Annotated in this window: 11 protein-coding genes, 8 tRNA genes and 1 rRNA gene; 16 read left to right on the top strand and 4 right to left on the bottom strand. The window is 41.2% G+C overall.

From position 1 onward, the window contains the following. The first annotated feature begins 25 nt into the window (after positions 1–25). From rrf to gor, 14 genes are all read left to right on the top strand, one after another. Positions 26–141: ribosomal RNA gene (gene rrf, locus I585_RS20735) — 5S ribosomal RNA — on the top strand. Positions 142–149: 8 nt separating this feature from the next. Beyond that, positions 150–222: transfer RNA gene (locus tag I585_RS20740), tRNA-Val, on the top strand. A 3-nt stretch (positions 223–225) separates the two neighbouring features. Beyond that, positions 226–298, top strand: a tRNA-Lys gene (locus I585_RS20745). A gap of 9 nt (positions 299–307) precedes the next feature. Then, positions 308–389, top strand: a tRNA-Leu gene (locus tag I585_RS20750). Between the two features lie 22 nt (positions 390–411). After that, positions 412–484: transfer RNA gene (locus I585_RS20755), tRNA-Thr, on the top strand. Between the two features lie 4 nt (positions 485–488). After that, a tRNA-Gly gene (locus tag I585_RS20760) sits at positions 489–560 on the top strand. Between the two features lie 22 nt (positions 561–582). Continuing rightward, positions 583–668 (top strand) — tRNA-Leu (locus I585_RS20765). Positions 669–682: 14 nt separating this feature from the next. Continuing rightward, positions 683–756, top strand: a tRNA-Arg gene (locus tag I585_RS20770). 16 nt (positions 757–772) lie between these two features. After that, positions 773–846, top strand: a tRNA-Pro gene (locus I585_RS20775). A gap of 118 nt (positions 847–964) precedes the next feature. Then, entirely contained in the window at positions 965–1,432 is a 468-nt protein-coding gene (locus tag I585_RS20780) for a CtsR family transcriptional regulator (RefSeq protein WP_269208789.1), read from the top strand. 5 nt (positions 1,433–1,437) lie between these two features. Then, a complete protein-coding gene (locus tag I585_RS20785; RefSeq protein WP_010741397.1) occupies positions 1,438–3,936 on the top strand; it encodes an ATP-dependent Clp protease ATP-binding subunit in 2,499 nt (832 codons plus the stop codon). Positions 3,937–4,184: 248 nt separating this feature from the next. Next, positions 4,185–5,099, top strand: coding sequence for a peptidase U32 family protein (locus tag I585_RS20790; RefSeq protein ID WP_010741396.1), 915 nt, complete (start codon positions 4,185–4,187; stop codon positions 5,097–5,099). 10 nt (positions 5,100–5,109) lie between these two features. After that, complete coding sequence (locus tag I585_RS20795) at positions 5,110–6,351, top strand: peptidase U32 family protein (protein ID WP_010741395.1); 1,242 nt, start codon at positions 5,110–5,112, stop codon at positions 6,349–6,351. Between the two features lie 290 nt (positions 6,352–6,641). Beyond that, positions 6,642–7,991, top strand: a complete 1,350-nt coding sequence (gene gor, locus I585_RS20800; RefSeq protein WP_010741394.1) for a glutathione-disulfide reductase — start codon at positions 6,642–6,644, stop codon at positions 7,989–7,991. Positions 7,992–8,035: 44 nt separating this feature from the next. Here gor and I585_RS20805 read toward each other — a convergent pair whose 3' ends face one another. The 4 genes from I585_RS20805 to I585_RS20820 form a co-directional block, all read right to left on the bottom strand. Further along, on the bottom strand, positions 8,036–8,989 hold the full coding sequence (locus I585_RS20805) for a biotin--[acetyl-CoA-carboxylase] ligase (protein ID WP_010741393.1): 954 nt from the start codon (positions 8,987–8,989) through the stop codon (positions 8,036–8,038). A gap of 168 nt (positions 8,990–9,157) precedes the next feature. Next, a complete protein-coding gene (locus I585_RS20810; RefSeq protein ID WP_010741392.1) occupies positions 9,158–9,961 on the bottom strand; it encodes an ABC transporter ATP-binding protein in 804 nt (267 codons plus the stop codon). After that, the gene (locus tag I585_RS20815; RefSeq protein WP_010741391.1) at positions 9,936–10,859 is read right to left on the bottom strand and encodes an ABC transporter permease; all 924 of its coding nucleotides are present in this window, start codon (positions 10,857–10,859) and stop codon (positions 9,936–9,938) included. Before I585_RS20815 ends, I585_RS20810 begins: the two co-directional genes overlap by 26 nt. Positions 10,860–10,902: 43 nt before the next feature. Beyond that, positions 10,903–11,868, bottom strand: a complete 966-nt coding sequence (locus I585_RS20820; protein ID WP_010741390.1) for an ABC transporter substrate-binding protein — start codon at positions 11,866–11,868, stop codon at positions 10,903–10,905. A 697-nt stretch (positions 11,869–12,565) separates the two neighbouring features. Here I585_RS20820 and rpoB point away from each other — a divergent pair. Both rpoB and rpoC read left to right on the top strand, forming a co-directional pair. Beyond that, positions 12,566–16,192, top strand: a complete 3,627-nt coding sequence (gene rpoB, locus I585_RS20825; protein ID WP_071879449.1) for a DNA-directed RNA polymerase subunit beta — start codon at positions 12,566–12,568, stop codon at positions 16,190–16,192. Positions 16,193–16,266: 74 nt separating this feature from the next. Beyond that, positions 16,267–19,920, top strand: a complete 3,654-nt coding sequence (rpoC, locus tag I585_RS20830; protein ID WP_010741388.1) for a DNA-directed RNA polymerase subunit beta' — start codon at positions 16,267–16,269, stop codon at positions 19,918–19,920. The last annotated feature ends 25 nt before the right edge of the window (positions 19,921–19,945 follow it).

A 19,945-nucleotide genomic window follows, 5' to 3' on the forward strand; every position in this document is an offset into this window, starting at 1 on the left:
TGAAGTTTACTCAAAAGATTACTAGTGTGGTGGCGATAGCGGGAAGGATACACCTGTTCCCATGTCGAACACAGAAGTTAAGCTTCTTAGCGCCGATTGTAGTGAGGGGTTGCCCCTTGTGAGATTAGGACGTCGCCACGCGAACTTATGGGGGTTTAGCTCAGCTGGGAGAGCATCTGCCTTACAAGCAGAGGGTCAGCGGTTCGAACCCGTTAACCCCCATTTGAGCCGTTAGCTCAGTTGGTAGAGCATCTGACTTTTAATCAGAGGGTCACTGGTTCGAGCCCAGTACGGCTCATAAGTATATGCGGGTGTGGCGGAATTGGCAGACGCACTAGATTTAGGATCTAGCGCCTTACGGCGTGGGGGTTCAAGTCCCTTCACCCGCATTTCTATTTTTTTGTTTTTGTTGCCGGCTTAGCTCAGTTGGTAGAGCATCTGATTTGTAATCAGAGGGTCGAGGGTTCAAGTCCTTTAGCCGGCATCGTGCGGAAATAGCTCAGTGGTAGAGCACCACCTTGCCAAGGTGGGGGTCGCGGGTTCGAACCCCGTTTTCCGCTTTCCTGAAGACCAGGGAGAAACGCCGGGGTGGCGGAACTGGCAGACGCACAGGACTTAAAATCCTGCGGTGAGTGATCACCGTACCGGTTCGATTCCGGTCCTCGGCATTAAAACAACATACGCACCCGTAGCTCAATTGGATAGAGTACTTGACTACGAATCAAGGGGTTAGAGGTTCGAGTCCTCTCGGGTGCATATTTTTTTTATTTTCCGGGAAGTAGCTCAGCTTGGTAGAGTACTTGGTTTGGGACCAAGGTGTCGCAGGTTCGAATCCTGTCTTCCCGATTAAAAAGAAGGTGAAAACCTTCTTTTTTTTTATCTTAATTTAAAGAAAGGCTTTCTTCTTTATTTCACGCTCTAAATTCGCTATAATTATGGTCAGGAATAGTCAATAGGAGGAGATATTATGAGTAGAAATACCTCTGATTTGATCGAATCTTACTTGAAGGATATTTTAGAGAATAGTGAAATAATCGAAATTCGAAGAGCTGAGATGGCACAGTTATTTAACTGTGTGCCTTCACAAATAAATTATGTGATTAATACGCGTTTTACTTTTCAACGAGGTTATTTGGTCGAGAGTAAACGAGGTGGCGGCGGCTATATTCGAATTAGTAAAGTTAAGATTTCTGATCAGCATTACTTTTTGGAACAATTAATGGACTCTTTTGGCAGCGAAATATCGGAAGCAAATGCTTTTGGGATAATTCAGAAATTATTTGAAGAGGAAATTATTACAGAAAATGAAGGTAATTTAATGTTAAGTGCGGTATCAAAAAATGTTCTTGGTATCAGTCAAATTGAAAATAGACTACGTGCGAGAATTCTTCATGGGTTCTTGGAACGTCTAAGTTATGAGAAAAAGGAGTGAGGGATATGGATCAGCTTTACACAGAACGTGCAAAGGCAGTATTAGCTATTGCGCAACAAGAGGCTAAGTATTTTAAACATCGCTCGGTTGGTTCTGAGCATCTATTGTTAGCGTTAGTAATTGAACAGCAAGGGATTGCGGGTAAGACACTACGTCAGATGAATTCAAGTGAAAATGATATTCGTGAAGAGATTGAACATATGACTGGTTACGGCTCAGTGAAATCTTATCCTGAAGGCGGCTATCTTCCCTATTCTCCAAGAGCAAAACAAATCTTGATTTTTGCGGATGATGAAGCGAAACGTTTTAATGCAAAATTAGTTGGAACGGAACATATCTTATTAGGTTTGTTACGCGACGATGAAATCTTGGCTTCGCACATTTTAGTGAATTTAGGTTTAAGTCTGCCTAAGATGCGCCAACTTTTATTGAAGAAAATGGGCGTAAACGAGACATCAAATGCAAGCCAAGGAACGGGCAGTCGTCGAAAAGCTCCTGCAAAGGCAGTTCAAAGCAATTCACAAGGAACGCCGACTTTGGATGGTCTAGCTCGTGACCTAACGAAATTAGCTCGAGAAAAAAGGTTAGATCCTGTAGTGGGTCGAGATAGTGAGGTTCGGCGCGTTGTTCAAATTTTGAGTCGTCGGACAAAAAATAATCCGGTGCTGGTTGGAGAACCAGGTGTTGGTAAAACAGCTATAGTTGAAGGTTTGGCGCAACGGATCATTTCTGGTGATGTACCAACTGACATGCGTGGAAAACGTCTGATGATGTTGGATATGGGAGCACTAGTTGCTGGTACAAAATATCGCGGTGAATTTGAAGATCGCTTGAAAAAAGTGATCGATGAAATTTATCATGATGGTCAAATTATCTTATTTATTGATGAGTTGCACACTCTGATTGGAGCTGGTGGGGCTGAAGGTGCGATTGATGCCTCGAATATTTTAAAACCTGCATTGGCTCGTGGCGAGCTACAAACAATTGGCGCGACAACGTTAGATGAATATCAAAAGTATATTGAAAAAGATTCTGCTCTAGAACGTCGTTTTGCTCGGGTGCAAGTAGAAGAACCAACACCTGAAGAAGCGGAAGAAATCTTGAAAGGTTTGCGCCCACGTTATGAAGAACATCATGGTGTAGAAATTACCGATGAAGCTTTGCATGCTGCAGTCTCATTATCCGTTCGTTACATTAATTCTAGACAATTACCCGATAAAGCGATTGACCTGATGGATGAGTCTTCCGCTAAAGTACGTTTGGATTCGACTGATGAAGTTTCTGAGTTATCAGAATTAGAAGATGAGGTACAGGAATTAGTAGCTGATAAAGAAAAGGCTATTCAAAATCAAGATTTTGAATCGGCAGCACGTTTTCGTTTACGTGAAAAACAGTTATCTGAAACGCTAGAACAAGCAAAAGTTAAAGCTGCTAAGCAAGAAAATGGCTATATTGATCAAGTAACTGATGAAGATGTAGCATCTGTTGTCTCTCAATGGACTGGAGTTCCTTTGCAACAATTAGAGAAAAAGGAAAGTCAACGTTTATTGGATTTGGAAAAAGTATTGCATAAACGAGTAGTCGGACAAGAAGAAGCGGTCACAGCAATTTCTCGAGCAATTCGTCGAGCTCGCAGCGGATTGAAAGATCCAAATCGCCCAATTGGCTCATTTATGTTCTTGGGCCCAACAGGTGTCGGAAAAACGGAGTTGGCTAAAGCTTTAGCTGAAGCAATGTTTGGTAGCGAAGAGGCTTTGATCCGAGTAGATATGTCTGAATACATGGAAAAATATAGTACCAGCCGTTTAATCGGTTCTCCTCCAGGCTATGTCGGTTACGAAGAAGGCGGACAGTTGACGGAAAAAATTCGTCAAAAACCTTACTCAGTAATTCTATTGGACGAAGTGGAGAAAGCTCATCCGGATGTTTTCAATATTTTACTTCAAGTGTTAGATGATGGTCATTTGACAGACTCTAAAGGTCGAAAAGTGGATTTTCGTAATACCATCTTGATTATGACTTCAAATATTGGAGCAACTGAGATTCGCGAAGAAAAAAATGTTGGATTTAATGTAAAAGATATTACGAAAGATCATGCGGCCATGGAAAAACGAATTCTTGAAGAATTGAAAAAAGCTTTCCGACCAGAATTTATTAACCGTATTGATGAAACGGTGGTATTCAAGTCATTGGATCAAGAGCAGATTCACGAGATCGTAAAAATTATGAGTCGTTCTGTTCTAGATCGTATGAAAGAGCATGAGATCAAAGTGAGAATTACCGCAGCGGCATATGATGTAATCGGGAAAGTTGGTTTCGATCCAGAATATGGTGCAAGACCAATTCGTCGAGCACTACAAAAAGAAATTGAAGATCGACTAGCTGAAGCGCTGTTGTCTGGTCAGATCCAACTGGGAGATGCAGTAACAATTGGGGCCAGCAAAGGTAAGATCACATTAACTGTGAAGAATACTAAAGAAGAAAAAATACCAGAAAAGGTTTAATGAATCAGAGGATGGCACGCTTATGTCATCCTCTTTTTTATGTATACTCGGTTGGAATCTTTTAGAAGCTTATGATAGTATGGGAAAGTCTAAAACGATGCTAACCTAAGTTTGTTAGTTTCATTTTTACAATAGATGAAGAAGTAAACTTACTTTGGTGTTGGAAATTTTTATTTATCTGATCTACATCGAGAGTTTATTTTTTTGACTGAATGAGTTCTTATCATCATGAACTAGGGGGACATACTATGATCGAATTAATCACGACGGCAGAGTCAATGGGGCAGGCCGAAGAGTTACTAGCTGCTGGCGTAGATACTTTATACATAGGGGAAGAGGATTTTGGGTTGCGATTGCCGTACTCTTTCTCGCGTGAGGAACAAAGAGCGCTAATTAAATTGGCACATGATCAAGGGAAAAAAGTGAATGTCGCAATCAATGGAATTATGCATCCGGATAAGATGAAAAAAATTCCAGAATACTTGGCTTTTTTAGCGGAAGTTAAACCAGATCATGTAGTTGTCGGTGATACTGGTGTAATTTATTTATTGCAAGAATATGATTTGCCGTACATTTATGATGCGGAAACCTTAGTGACCAATGCACGACAAATTAATTTTTGGCAAAAGAAAGGCGCGGTTGGCGCAGTCTTAGCTCGTGAAGTTCCCTTTGAGGAAATGCAGCGTTTGAGAGAGCACGTCGATGTACCAGTGGAAGTATTAGTATACGGTGCAACATGTATCCATCAATCAAAAAGGCCGTTGTTAGATAATTATTTCAATTATACAAAGCAAACGGAAAATACTTCAAAAGAGCGTGGTCTTTTTATTTCTGAACCGAAAAAAGCAGAAACTCATTATTCGATTTATGAAGATCAACATGGAACTCATATCTTTGCTGATAATGATTTAAATTTGATTAGTGAAGTAGCTGAATTGAATCAAACGGGGTATCAAACATGGAAATTAGATGGTTTGTTTACGCCAGGTGCGAATTTTGTAGCCATTGCAAAAATCTTTGTATCAGCAAAAGCTGCGCTAGAAACGAATTCTTGGGATGAAGCGACGGCGGTTGATGCGCAAAAAGAAATAAAAAAATACCATCCTGCTGGTCGAGGAATGGACACCGGTTTTTACCATTTAGACCCAACAGCGATTAAATAGGAGCAGCAACATGACAGAAAGAAAATTAAAACGGCCAGAGGTTTTAGCACCAGCCGGGACACTGGAAAAATTAAAAACCGCGATTCATTACGGTGCGGATGCAGTATATATTGGTGGGGATGCTTATGGACTACGTTCCAGAGCTGGAAATTTTTCATTTGAAGAGATGGAAGAAGGTGTAGCTTTTGCCAACGAATACGGTGCGAAAGTTTATGTAGCTGCCAATATGGTGACACATGAGGGCAATGAAAAGGGTGCGGGAGATTTTTTTAAGAAATTAAGAGATATCGGAATCTCCGCAGTGATCATTTCTGACCCAGCATTGATTGAGATTTGCGCGACAGAGGCACCAGGATTGGAAATCCACTTATCTACACAAGCCTCAGCAACAAATGCGGAGACATTGAAATTTTGGCAAAATGAGGGTTTGGAACGGGTTGTTCTAGCTCGTGAAGTTTCAATGGAAGAATTAGCGGAAATTCGCCGCAATACAGATATTCAAATTGAAGCGTTCATTCATGGTGCGATGTGTATTTCTTATTCAGGTCGTTGTACTTTATCGAATCACATGTCAATGCGGGATGCAAACCGTGGTGGGTGTTCACAATCATGTCGCTGGAAGTATGAATTGTTCGATATGCCGTTTGCGCAAGAACATCGTTCAATGACCGAAAATGGAGATGTGACGGAAGAATTTTCTATGAGCGCTGTGGACATGTCTATGATTGAACACATTCCAGATTTGATTGAGAATGGTGTCGACAGCTTGAAGATCGAAGGACGGATGAAATCCATTCATTATGTTTCGACCGTATCAAATGTCTATAAGGCTGCGGTTGACAGCTATATTGCTGATCCAGAAAATTATGTCTGCAAACAAGAGTGGATTGACGAGTTATGGAAAGTCGCGCAACGAGAATTAGCGACCGGCTTTTATTATCATGTACCGACAGAAAATGAACAATTATTTGGACCGCGCCGAAAAATTCCTGTCTATAAATTTATCGGGGAAGTTTTAAGTTATGACGAAGCTAGCGGAATCGCGACCGTTCGTCAGCGGAACCATTTTTCAATCGGCGATGAGATTGAATTTTATGGACCTAATTTCCATCATTTTGACCAAACGATTACTGAGATGAAAAATGATGAAGGTGAATCAATTGACCGCGCGCCGAATCCAATGATGGTTTTAACGATGCCGGTTGCTCAACCCGTTCAACCTGGAGATATGATTCGAAAGAAAAAAGACTGAGAATTTCTTAGTCTTTTTTTGCCCGATATTCATTATGCCTAAGGTTGAGTCCGCGAGTGTAACGATTCGTTTAATACGGCCGATGGAAGAAAACTTTAGAATAATGATGGGTGAAGAGAATCCAAATATACTTAATTTTGAACTGGCAGGGCAAAAAGTGATTCTTTTTTGCCGGAATGTATTAGAATAAAAGTATTGAGATTGAGAATTTTAGTGTTACTTGCGGATTTAATAGGATGATATGCGTAGTTAAAATAGATACTCATTAGTAAGAACTAGGAGGCAGATGAATGAAAGAATTTGATTACATCGTCGTTGGCGGAGGAAGTGGCGGGATCGCTTCAGCTAATCGCGCCGGTATGCACGGAGCAAAGGTTTTATTAATTGAGGGAAATAAAATCGGTGGAACGTGTGTGAATGTTGGCTGTGTTCCCAAAAAGGTAATGTGGCAAGCTAGCAGTATGCTAGAGATGATTGAACGAGATGCACCGAGTTATGGCGTTCAAGCAAATATTGAAAAGTTTGATTTTAAAGAACTAGTTGCACGACGTGAAAAATATATTGATTTTTTACATGGTGCATATTATCGAGGACTTGAGAGTAATAATGTAGAACGTATCGAAGGTTATGCGACATTTAAGTCAGATCATGTTGTTAGTGTGAACAGTGAAGAATATACTGCACCAAATATTTTGATCGCAACGGGAGGTCGTCCGAGTCAGATGACGATTCCTGGTGGTGAGTTCGCTATTGATTCTAACGGGTTTTTTGAATTAACCGAACAGCCGAAAGAAGTAGTTGTTCTTGGCGCAGGGTATATTGCAGCAGAATTGAGCGGCGTCTTGCAGGGGATGGGAACTCAGGTTCATTGGGCTTTTCGCCATGGACGTCCACTACGGACTTTCGATCATATGTTGGCGGACAATTTAGTGGAGATCTATCGTGAAAATAAGATGAAGCTTTACGATCATCATGTAGCGAAAGAGATCAAACATAATACAGACGGAACATATACGGTCTATTTTGAAAATGGGAATACTTTAACAGGAGATAAAATCTTATTCGCTGGCGGACGAGTACCGAATACCGATAAATTAGGCTTGGAAAATACTGCGGTGACCTTAAACGAAAAGGGATTTGTGATTGTAGATAAATTCCAAAATACTACAAGTGACGGTATTTATGCGGTAGGTGATGTAATCGGCAAAATTGATTTGACTCCTGTAGCCATTGCGGCGGGGCGCCATTTGTCAGAACGCATTTTTAATGGCAAGTCAGAAGAATTTTTAGATTATGAAAATGTACCTACAGTAATCTTTACGCATCCAACCATCGCGACGATCGGTTTATCTGAAGAAACTGCGATTGAACGTTATGGAAAAGATCAAATCAAAATCTATCATTCTCGTTTCACACCGATGTATTTTGCGTTAAGCGACTATCGTCAAAAATGTGATATGAAATTGATTTGTCTAGGGGAAGAAGAAAAAATTATTGGGTTACACGCTATTGGTGTTGGTGTTGACGAAATGTTGCAGGGATTTGCAGTAGCAATTAAAATGGGTGCAACTAAAAAAGACTTCGATGATACTGTTGCAATCCACCCAACTGGCAGCGAGGAATTTGTAACAATGCGATAGTAATAAAAAAAGATGTGCCGCATTTGGCACATCTTTTTTTATGTTTATTGAATTGAACTTAAACTGATTTCCCCTGAAGAGAGAGTGACCTTTTCGCTGCCTAAATCGACCACTAACTCACCTGTTTCAGTGATGGCGATGGCTGTTCCAAGATAGGATTGGTTTTTACGTGTGAACGTAATTTTCTTGCCTAAAACGAATGATTTCTTTCGATAGGTATCAAGAAAGGTTCGTTGATCGGCTAATAAAGCAAAGAAGCGATTCCAAATATTGCTGATCAATTGGTTTCGTGTAGTTGTCGCTGCACGATCAGAGAATAACGAAGTCGCCTTTTCTTGTAATTCGGCAGGATAGTTTTCTTGTGGAATGGAGAAGTTAATTCCCATACCGATGATGATATAGTTTAATGAATTGGATTCGACGTCGGTCATTGCTTCTGACAAAATACCAGCTACTTTTTTCTGATTCAAGTAAATATCATTGACCCATTTAATCTGACTATCCACACCCAATAATTCATCGATTGCTTCTGCGACGGCGACAGCCATCAAAATTGTATATTGCGGTAATTCTTGTAACTGTTCTTTAGGTTCCAGTAACAAACTCATATAGATGCCTTGTTGTTTTGCGGCAAAAAATGGTCGATTGAAACGACCTCGTGGTGCTTCTTGCATGTCAGCCACAATCAATAGCGGTGTTTTTTTGCCTTCTAATACAGCAAGCTGGGCATCTTTCATAGTTGAAGCAGATGTTTCTAATACGGTTACATCAATGGGATGCTGGATATGTTCCTGAATTTCTTTCTCATCTAAAATATCAGAAGGACGGTAGCGATAGCCATTCGCTAAATGTTGGATCTGATAGCCTTTTTTTTCTAATTCTTTGATCGCTTTCCAGATAGCGGTACGAGACACCCCTAACTCTTGGGCTAAGGCTTCTCCGGATAGAATGTTTTCGGTTGCTTTTAAGTGTGCCAAAACTTTTTCTTTTGTAGCCAAAGAAAGGCCTCCTTGATTTTTAGGATATCTAGCTTCATGAAGGAACAATTATGTTCCTGTTACTTATAATTTAGTTGAGTCGATATCTTATTTTTTCTTTTTCAGTGTAACAAAAAAACAGGCTACATAAAAGTAGCCTGCGAGAAGGAAGGTGATTAACACTTAAAATCAGCTTAGTAACAAGGCATCGTCTTTGAGTTCGACACCCGAGTTTTGATGAAAAAGTTCCATCAATTTTGGTACCGTCAAATTTTTCTTTTCTGCTTGATTAAGATCTAATGCAATTTGTCCCTGGTGCAACATAATGATGCGATTGCCGTAACGAATGGCATCTTCCATATTATGTGTGACCATGAATGCTGTCAGTTCTTGTTCGCGGATCAAGCGTTCGGTCAACTCCATAACCGTTAGCGAAGTCTTCGGATCGAGTGCTGCTGTATGTTCATCAAGTAAAATTAGATCTGGGCGTTGCAATGTCGCCATTAGTAATGTGATCGCTTGACGTTGTCCACCAGAAAGCAAACCAATTTCCGCATCTAATCGATTTTCCAAATTCAGATTCAGCATTGCTAATTGTTCTTGGAAGAAACTACGATCTTTACTTTTTACACCTAGGGAGAAACCACGCTTGTGTCCACGCTTCATCGCTAGTGCCAAATTTTCTTCTACAGATAAACGGACAGCGGTCCCCATCTTAGGATCTTGGAAGACACGGCTGATTTTTTTTGAACGACGTGTAACAGATTGTTTTGTAATGTCTTCTTCATTCAAAAACATTTTACCTTCTTCGATCGGCAAAGTACCGGCGACACTATTCAATAAGGTCGATTTACCTGCACCATTTCCACCGATGATTGTAACAAATTCTCCTGGGGCAAGACTTAGGTTGATTCCGCGCAATACATGATTTTCATTAACTGTTCCGCGCTCAAAATATTGATGAAGATTATTGATTCTTAAGACTGGTTGCATCTGTATCTGCCCCTTTCTTTTTTGTTTTTAAGGTGAATTTTGAACGAATTTGCGGTAAGGATAAACAAATAACTAAGACAATTGCTGAAGCCAATTTAGAATCGGTCGGCTCGACATTCATTTCGAATACCAAGGCCAGAATGAAGCGGTAAATAATTGCTCCGGCCACAATCGTAATCAAACGGATAAGGATCGGCTTATTATGAAGCAGAACTTCTGCGATGATAATCGAGGCCAACCCAATAACAATCGTCCCCACACCTGCGTTCAAATCGGCAAAGCCGTTATTTTGTGCTAATAGAGCGCCTGAAAGTGCGATGCTGCCATTCGAGATCATATAACCTACTAATTTCATATTTTCTGTTTTGATCCCATTTGCCTCACTCATATCTGGGTTGTCACCGGTTGCTCGAACGGCTAATCCGATCTCAGTTCTGAAAAATAGAACTAGCAGTAAGATAACCAGCAGGACAATCAATAGACCAACTAGAATAACGGCATTATTCTTAGTTAATCCCATGTCTTGTGCAGCTGTGAAAATAGTGCTTTCTCCTAGTAAAGCAATATTAGGTGCCCCCATTACCCGAGAAGTAATGGAGTATAGACCGGTCATGGTAATGATCCCAGCAAGCAGTGCAGGAATTTTAAATTTTGTATTCAGGATACCGGTAACGAGACCAGCTAACATTCCCCCGCCAAAGGCTAACAAAGTCGCGAGGACTGGATGTATACCATTAACGATGCCAATCGCCGCGATCCCGCCGCCCAAAGGAAAGCTTCCCTCGGCGGTCAGATCGGCAATATCTAAAATTCGAAAAGTCATGTAAACTCCAATGGCCAATAATGACCAGAGCATACCTTGTGACGTCGCTGATAATAACAGAGTGATAACATTCATGATTCTTCCTTCTTTCTCTGTGGTGCTGTTCTAAATAATTTCTTTATTTTGGTTCTTTAATACTATCTGGATCAATTCCTAAGGCCTCCGCCATATCTTTATTAACAACTAATTTTAGTGTGTCAGCTGATTCAACAGGTGTATCTTCAGGTTTTGCATCACCATCCAAAATTTTGGCAGCCATTTTACCTGTTTGTTTACCAAGTGATTTGTAGTCGATCCCCACAGTTGCCAATCCACCACCATCTATTTGTTCTGTTGAACCTGCGACCAATGGGATTTTCTTTTCTTTTACTACATCGCCGATTACGGCTGCTGCACTGGCGAAAGTATTATCTGTCGGGACGTAGATTCCGTCCGTTTCATTAGCTAGTGATTCTGTGACTTGTTGAACATCGTTCGTTGTGTTAGCAGTTTTCGTTTTAACTTCAACACCGGCTTTTTTCAACGCCTTTTCAGCAAGATCGGCTTGGATTTTTGAGTTGGCTTCACCGGCGTTATACATGATTCCGATTGATTTAGCATCAGGAACGATCGATAATAATAGATCGATTTGTTTATCAATCGGTACCATATCGGTTGTCCCTGTGACATTTCCACCAGGTTTTTTGTCGCTTTTAACTAATTTTGCTTCTTCTAAATCAGTAACGGCAGTAACCGTGATAGGTATTTCAGTCGTTACATTTAATAAAGATTGAGCGGCTGGGGTAGCAACTCCTAGCAATAGATCAGGCTCATCCTTCACTAGTTTTTCACTCATACTTTTAAGATTGTCTTGATTGTTTTGCGCATTTTGATAGTCGATTTTCAGGTTATCGTCTTCTTTATAGCCGCCCTCCGCTAAACCTTCTTTGAAACCTTCATAAGCATTATCCAAAGAGGGATGTTCAACTAACTGTAGGACACCTACTTTTTTTGTGTCATCGCTGCTGTCAGCTTCTTTGCTGCCGCAAGCACCTAACATCAATAAACTTACCAAACCAATTCCTGCTAATACTGTTTTTTTCATAATTTTCTCTCCCTTTTTCATAAAAAAATCACCCGCTTAGAATTGACGAAACTCTAAGTGGGTGATACGAATACAAAAATAGTATGATTCTTCAGCCACTTAGATTTCTCTATGCGGCCGTTGGTACGTCGAAATGCTCTAGCCATCATAGATACAAAAAACACTTAAGTTGTTTGTATCCATCGTGATGAATACAAACCTATCTAAAATAGCTAAAGTAATAGCGGTTATTCAGTTGTGAGTTTTGTTTGTTCAGCATGAGAACAACCTCCAACTTGTTAAGATGTAGATTAGTATACGTTAAGAAAAATGAGATGTCAATAATAAAACGAAGAATATTCTGAATATTCAAAAATGTAAAAAGAATTGACTTAATTGATTCTTACTGAAAGTTTTAAGAAAAGTTTGCGGAGTGCGGTTTTAAGCAAGAAGGCTATTGACTTTTATATGATCGTCGTGTATCATAATAAGTTGCTAAAACTATCTGAACTGATAAAAGGCAGGAACGAAATATTGTCCGTTCCGGCTTTTAAATAGGGAAACAAAAGTAGAAGCTCGCGAATATTTTCAAGAGAACGTTCTATTTTTGGTTTTTTTTTGCCTAAAAGCCGCAAAAAATGTCGGGTGTTACAGTAATTTAATCTCTGTAATATAAATGTAATTTATCTTCGGATCGGTTTTCAAACTTTTAAGAGGGGTGAAGAACTTGGCTGGACACGTAGTGAAATACGGAAAACACCGAGAACGTAGAAGCTTCGCACAAATCAGTGAAGTGTTGGAATTACCGAATTTGATCGAAATTCAAACAGATTCTTATCAATGGTTCTTAGATGAGGGCTTACGAGAAATGTTTGAAGACATTTTGCCAATTGAAGATTTTAATGGAAACTTGTCACTTGAATTTGTTGACTATGAATTGAAAGAACCTAAATACACGGTAGCAGAGGCTCGTTCACACGATGCAAACTATTCTGCACCATTACATGTTGTATTACGTCTAGTAAATCGCGAAACCGGCGAAATCAAATCCCAAGAAGTATTCTTTGGCGATTTCCCATTAATGACAGAACAAGGAACGTTCATCATTAATGGAGCTGAACGGGTTATCGTTTCCCAATTAGTTCGTTCTCCAGGCGTTTATTTCCACGGAAAAGTGGATAAAAACGGAAAAGAAGGATTTGGCTCAACAGTCATCCCTAACCGTGGCGCATGGTTAGAAATGGAAACAGATGCGAAAGACATTTCTTATGTACGTATCGACCGTACACGTAAAATTCCTTTGACCACGTTAGTTCGTGCATTAGGATTTGGCTCTGATGATACGATTTTTGAAATCTTTGGAGAAAGCGAATCATTACGCAACACGATCGAGAAAGACTTGCACAAAAACCCAAGTGACTCTCGTACTGAAGAAGGTTTGAAAGATGTATACGAACGTTTACGTCCCGGCGAACCAAAAACGGCAGACAGCTCTCGTAGTTTGTTAACCGCCCGTTTCTTCGATCCAAAACGTTACGACTTAGCAAATGTTGGTCGTTACAAAGTAAATAAAAAATTGGACCTTAAAACACGTCTATTGAACTTGACCTTAGCTGAAACGTTGATCGATCCTGAAACAGGTGAAATCATCGTCGAAAAAGGAACCGTTCTTACTCATCAAGTGATGGAAGAGACACTTGGCTCTCACTTGGAAAATGGTTTGAACTCGGTCACTTACTATCCATCTGAAGATGCTGTTGTGACGGATCCAATGACGGTTCAAGTAATTAAAGTATTTTCACCAAAAGATCCAGAACGTGAAGTAACTGTAATCGGGAATGCTTATCCTGATTCTTCTGTACGGACAGTTCGACCAGGCGATATTATTGCCTCAATGAGCTATTTCTTGAACTTGATGGAAGGTATCGGCAATGTCGATGACATCGACCATTTAGGAAATCGCCGTATCCGTTCAGTCGGTGAATTATTACAAAATCAATTCCGTATCGGGTTAGCTCGTATGGAACGTGTTGTTCGCGAACGTATGTCAATTCAAGACCAAGAAACATTGACGCCGCAACAATTGATCAACATTCGTCCAGTTGTTGCCAGTATCAAAGAATTCTTCGGTTCTTCTCAGTTGTCACAGTTCATGGACCAAACCAATCCACTAGGGGAATTGACGCACAAACGTCGTCTATCTGCCTTAGGGCCTGGTGGTTTGACTCGTGACCGTGCAGGTTATGAAGTTCGAGACGTTCACTATTCTCACTATGGCCGTATGTGTCCGATTGAAACACCCGAAGGTCCCAATATCGGGCTGATCAACAGTTTGGCTTCTTATGCGAAAGTCAATAAGTTTGGCTTCATTGAAACACCTTACCGCCGGGTCGATCGTTCAACTGGCCGTGTAACAGATAAAATTGATTACTTAACAGCAGATATTGAAGACCATTACGTTGTTGCCCAAGCGAACAGTAAGTTAAATGATGACGGAACATTCGTTGAAGAAGTCGTTATGGCTCGTGCCACTTCTGAAAACTTGGAAGTAACGATCGATAAAGTTGATTACATGGACGTATCACCTAAGCAAGTAGTTGCAGTTGCGACAGCTTGTATTCCTTTCTTGGAAAATGATGACTCCAACCGTGCCTTGATGGGTGCCAACATGCAGCGTCAAGCAGTACCGTTGATTCAACCACGTTCTCCATGGGTTGGTACTGGTATGGAATACAAAGCAGCGCATGACTCAGGTGCCGCTTTGCTATGTAAAAACGAAGGTGTTGTTGAATTCGTTGATGCTCACGAAGTACGTGTACGTCGCGACAATGGCGCATTAGATAAATACGATATCACTAAGTTCCGCCGTTCAAACTCAGGAACAAGCTACAATCAACGTCCATTAGTTGGATTAGGTGAAAAAGTAGATGTTGGCGATATCTTAGCTGACGGACCTTCAATGGAAAACGGCGAATTGGCTTTAGGTCAAAACGTTGTCGTGGCCTTCATGACTTGGGAAGGGTATAACTATGAAGATGCCATCATCATGAGCCGTCGCTTGGTGAAAGATGATGTCTACACTTCGATTCATATTGAAGAATACGAATCAGAAGCACGTGATACGAAATTAGGACCTGAAGAAATCACTCGCGAGATCCCTAACGTTGGGGAAGACGCATTGAAGAACTTAGACGAAATGGGAATTATCCGCATTGGTGCCGAAGTTCATGACGGGGATTTATTAGTTGGTAAAGTCACTCCTAAAGGGGTAACTGAACTATCTGCTGAAGAACGCTTGTTACACGCAATCTTCGGAGAAAAAGCCCGCGAAGTTCGCGATACGTCTTTACGTGTTCCTCACGGTGGCGGCGGAATCGTTCATGATGTGAAGATCTTTACTCGTGAAGCAGGCGACGAATTATCTCCAGGTGTGAATATGTTAGTGCGCGTATATATCGTGCAAAAACGTAAGATTCATGAAGGAGACAAAATGGCCGGCCGTCACGGAAACAAAGGGGTCGTTTCTCGGATTATGCCGGAAGAAGATATGCCATTCTTACCAGACGGCACACCAGTTGATATCATGTTGAATCCACTAGGGGTACCATCTCGGATGAACATTGGGCAAGTATTGGAATTACACTTAGGTATGGCAGCTCGGCAACTAGGTATCCATGTTGCAACACCAGTTTTTGATGGCGCGCAAGATAGCGATGTTTGGGAAACTGTTCGTGAAGCTCGTATGGCGGCAGACGCTAAGACTGTTCTTTACGACGGACGTACAGGGGAACCATTTGATAATCGTATTTCTGTTGGTGTTATGTACATGATTAAATTGGCCCACATGGTCGATGATAAATTGCATGCTCGTTCAATCGGACCTTACTCTCTTGTTACGCAGCAACCATTGGGTGGTAAAGCTCAATTTGGTGGACAACGTTTCGGGGAAATGGAAGTTTGGGCACTAGAAGCGTATGGTGCAGCTTATACTTTACAAGAAATCTTGACTTACAAATCAGATGATGTGGTTGGTCGTGTGAAAACTTACGAAGCCATCGTCAAAGGTGAACCTATTCCAAAACCAGGTGTGCCTGAGTCTTTCCGCGTATTAGTGAAAGAATTACAAGCTCTTGGTTTAGATATGCAAGTCTTAGATATTAATGACAAAGAAATCGAGTTGCGAGACATGGACGATGACGATGATGACTTGATCACAGTTGACGCTTTGACGAAATATGCAGAACAACAACAATCTGCAAAACAAGTTGAAGAACAAGCAGCTGCTGAAAAAGCTGAGCAAAAATCTGATTTGATCCAAGAAATCGAAACTGCCGAAGACTTATAAGAGTCACACTTGCCATATGTAAGTCAGCTAACTCCTAGCTGACTTACGATAAAATGAAATGGAGGGAAACCCTTTTGATCGATGTAAATAAATTCGAAAGTATGCAAATAGGTTTGGCTTCTCCTGAAAAAATCAGAAGCTGGTCTTACGGTGAAGTAAAAAAACCGGAAACCATTAACTATCGTACATTGAAACCTGAACGTGAAGGGTTATTCGATGAAAGAATTTTTGGGCCAACCAAAGACTGGGAATGTGCCTGTGGAAAATACAAACGGATTCGTTATAAAGGAATTGTCTGCGACCGTTGTGGTGTTGAAGTTACCCGTTCGAAAGTTCGTCGTGAACGGATGGGTCACATCGAATTAGCAGCGCCTGTAACACATATCTGGTATTTCAAAGGAATTCCTTCTCGGATGGGTCTTGTATTAGATATGAGTCCTCGTGCGTTAGAAGAAATCATCTACTTTGCATCTTATGTCGTAATCGATCCAGGTAATACAAGCCTAGAGAAAAAACAATTATTGACTGAACGTGAATACCGTGAAAAACGTGATCAATATGGTCAAGAATTTCATGCAGCAATGGGTGCTGAAGCGATCAAACAATTACTAGATAAAGTCGATCTAGATGGTGAGTCAGCAGAATTAAAAGAAGAGTTGAAAACAGCTCAAGGTCAAAAACGGACACGTGCGATTCGTCGTTTAGATGTTCTGGAAGCATTCCGTTCATCTGGAAATCTTCCAGGTTGGATGGTCATGGATGTTATCCCTGTCATCCCGCCAGATCTACGTCCAATGGTTCAACTAGAAGGTGGTCGTTTTGCGACTTCCGACTTGAATGACCTATATCGTCGCGTAATCAATCGTAACAACCGCTTGAAACGTTTGTTAGACTTGAATGCACCAAATATTATTGTTCAAAATGAGAAACGGATGCTGCAAGAAGCAGTTGATGCTTTGATTGATAATGGTCGTCGCGGCCGTCCAGTAACCGGACCAGGTAACCGCCCATTGAAATCTCTATCTCACATGTTGAAAGGGAAACAAGGTCGTTTCCGTCAAAACTTGCTGGGTAAACGTGTCGATTACTCTGCTCGTTCAGTTATCGTTGTTGGACCTTTCTTGAAGATGTATCAATGTGGTCTGCCGAAAGAAATGGCGATCGAATTATTCAAACCTTTCGTAATGAAAGAATTGGTTCAACGCGAAATTGCTTCAAATATCAAAAATGCAAAACGTAAAATCGAACGTCAAGAAGACGTTGTTTGGGATGTCTTAGAAGAAGTCATCAGAGAACATCCTGTTTTACTTAACCGGGCACCTACATTGCATAGATTAGGTATCCAAGCATTCGAGCCAATCTTAGTTGAAGGTCGTGCAATCCGTCTTCATCCACTAGTATGTGAAGCCTATAATGCCGATTTCGATGGAGACCAAATGGCTGTCCATTTACCATTAGGAGAAGAAGCACAAGCTGAAGCTCGTATGTTGATGCTTGCCGCAACACATATCTTGAACCCTAAAGATGGTAAACCAGTTGTTACGCCTTCTCAAGATATGGTCTTAGGTAACTATTACCTGACTATGGAAGAAGAAGGCCGTGAAGGCGAAGGAATGATCTTCCGTGACATGAATGAAGCTGTGTTAGCATGGCGCAATGGGTATGTCCATTTGCATTCACGTGTGGCTGTTGACCCTAATACGTTAGGCGACAAACCATTCACTGAAGAACAAAAAGAGCGTATGCTGATCACGACTGTTGGGAAAATTATTTTCAACGAGATCATGCCGCAAGAATTCCCTTATTTGAACGAACCAACTGATTTCAACTTAACGCAATACACACCTGATAAATATTTTGTTGAAAAAGGTGTCGATATTCCTGCAGCGATCAAAGAACAAGAAATTATCTTGCCATTCAAGAAGAAAAATCTTGGGAACATTATCGCTGAAGTCTTCAAACGTTTCAAAGTCACTGATACATCAATGATGCTTGACCGTATGAAAGACTTAGGATACAAACATTCAACAATGGCTGGTATGACCGTTGGTATCGCGGATATCATGGCACTGGCAGAAAAACAAGAAATCATCGACAATGCCCACAAACAAGTCGGCACGATCACGAAACAATTCCGTCGTGGTTTGATCACTGATGATGAACGTTATGAACGAGTTATCGCCGTTTGGAATGCAGCAAAAGATGAAATCCAACAACGACTAATGGAATCATTGGATGCTAAGAACCCAATCTTCATGATGTCTGATTCTGGAGCCCGTGGTAACATCTCCAACTTTACTCAGCTTGCTGGTATGCGTGGACTGATGGCCGCTCCGAATGGACAAATCATGGAATTGCCGATCATCTCAAACTTCCGTGAAGGTCTATCTGTCTTGGAAATGTTTATCTCGACTCACGGGGCTCGTAAAGGGATGACCGATACCGCCTTGAAGACAGCCGATTCAGGTTACTTGACTCGTCGTTTGGTTGACGTTGCCCAAGATGTTATCGTTCGTGAAGAAGATTGTGGAACTGATCGCGGGTTGGAAATTTCTGCGATCCGTGAAGGCAATGAAATCATCGAATCATTAGAAGAACGTCTAGTTGGACGTTATACACAAAAAGCTGTTAAACATCCTGAAACAGGCGAAGTTCTTTTACCTGCTGATGCGCTGATCAGTGAAGCTGATGCAAAACGTCTTATTGACGCCGGCGTAGAAAAATTAACGATTCGCTCAGTCTTTACATGTAATACCAAACATGGTGTATGTAAACATTGTTACGGCCGTAACTTGGCAACTGGCGATGATGTTGAAGTTGGTGAGGCAGTTGGTACTATCGCTGCTCAATCAATCGGTGAACCAGGTACTCAGTTAACCATGCGTACATTCCATACCGGTGGGGTTGCCGGAGATGATATCACACAAGGTCTTCCTCGTGTCCAAGAAATCTTCGAAGCACGTAATCCTAAAGGTTTGGCTGTTATCACTGAGGTTACTGGTGAAGTTGTAGAAATCGCTGAAGACGCTGCGACTCGTTCGAAAGAAGTTACTGTTAAGGGTGAAACAGATACTCGTACCTATACAGTTCCTTATACTGCCCGTATGAAAGTCGCTGAAGGTGATTTGATTCACCGTGGCGAACGCTTGACAGAAGGTTCAATCGATCCTAAACACTTGTTGCAAGTGCGTGATGTGATTTCAGTTGAAACTTACTTGCTACGTGAAGTACAACGCGTTTACCGGATGCAAGGGGTTGAAATCGGCGATAAACATATTGAAGTAATGGTTCGTCAAATGTTGCGTAAAGTCCGCGTTATGGACCCAGGCGATACAGATATCTTGCCAGGTACATTGCTGGATATTGCTGACTTTAAAGATCAAAACTACAATACGCTGGTTGCCGGCGGTACGCCTGCGACATCTCGTCCAGTCTTGCTTGGTATTACCAAAGCTTCATTGGAAACAAACAGCTTCTTATCTGCTGCATCATTCCAAGAAACAACTCGTGTCTTGACGGATGCTGCAATTCGCGGTAAGAAAGATCCGCTACTTGGATTGAAAGAAAATGTTATCATCGGTAAGATCATCCCTGCTGGTACAGGTATGGCAACTTACCGCAATATGGAACCTAAAGAAGTCGTTGTGGCAAGCGAAAATGTGTACAGTATCTCTGATATTGAAGCGCAAATGGCTGCCGAAGATGCTTTGAACAATCCATTAAACTAGATTTGAAGGCTTTGTAAAGCTCATT

Origin of the sequence: Enterococcus malodoratus ATCC 43197 (assembly GCF_000407185.1) — a bacterium.
Lineage (GTDB): Bacteria > Bacillota > Bacilli > Lactobacillales > Enterococcaceae > Enterococcus_A > Enterococcus_A malodoratus.

What these genes read in the sequence shown, in the direction of transcription:
- I585_RS20785 (WP_010741397.1), top strand. Translation starts at nt 1,438, where the DNA reads ATGGATCAGCTTTACACAGAACGTGCAAAGGCAGTATTAGCTATTGCG.
- gor (WP_010741394.1), top strand. Translation starts at nt 6,642, where the DNA reads ATGAAAGAATTTGATTACATCGTCGTTGGCGGAGGAAGTGGCGGGATC.
- I585_RS20790 (WP_010741396.1), top strand. Translation starts at nt 4,185, where the DNA reads ATGATCGAATTAATCACGACGGCAGAGTCAATGGGGCAGGCCGAAGAG.
- I585_RS20795 (WP_010741395.1), top strand. Translation starts at nt 5,110, where the DNA reads ATGACAGAAAGAAAATTAAAACGGCCAGAGGTTTTAGCACCAGCCGGG.
- I585_RS20815 (WP_010741391.1), bottom strand. Translation starts at nt 10,859, where the DNA reads ATGAATGTTATCACTCTGTTATTATCAGCGACGTCACAAGGTATGCTC.
- I585_RS20810 (WP_010741392.1), bottom strand. Translation starts at nt 9,961, where the DNA reads ATGCAACCAGTCTTAAGAATCAATAATCTTCATCAATATTTTGAGCGC.
- I585_RS20820 (WP_010741390.1), bottom strand. Translation starts at nt 11,868, where the DNA reads ATGAAAAAAACAGTATTAGCAGGAATTGGTTTGGTAAGTTTATTGATG.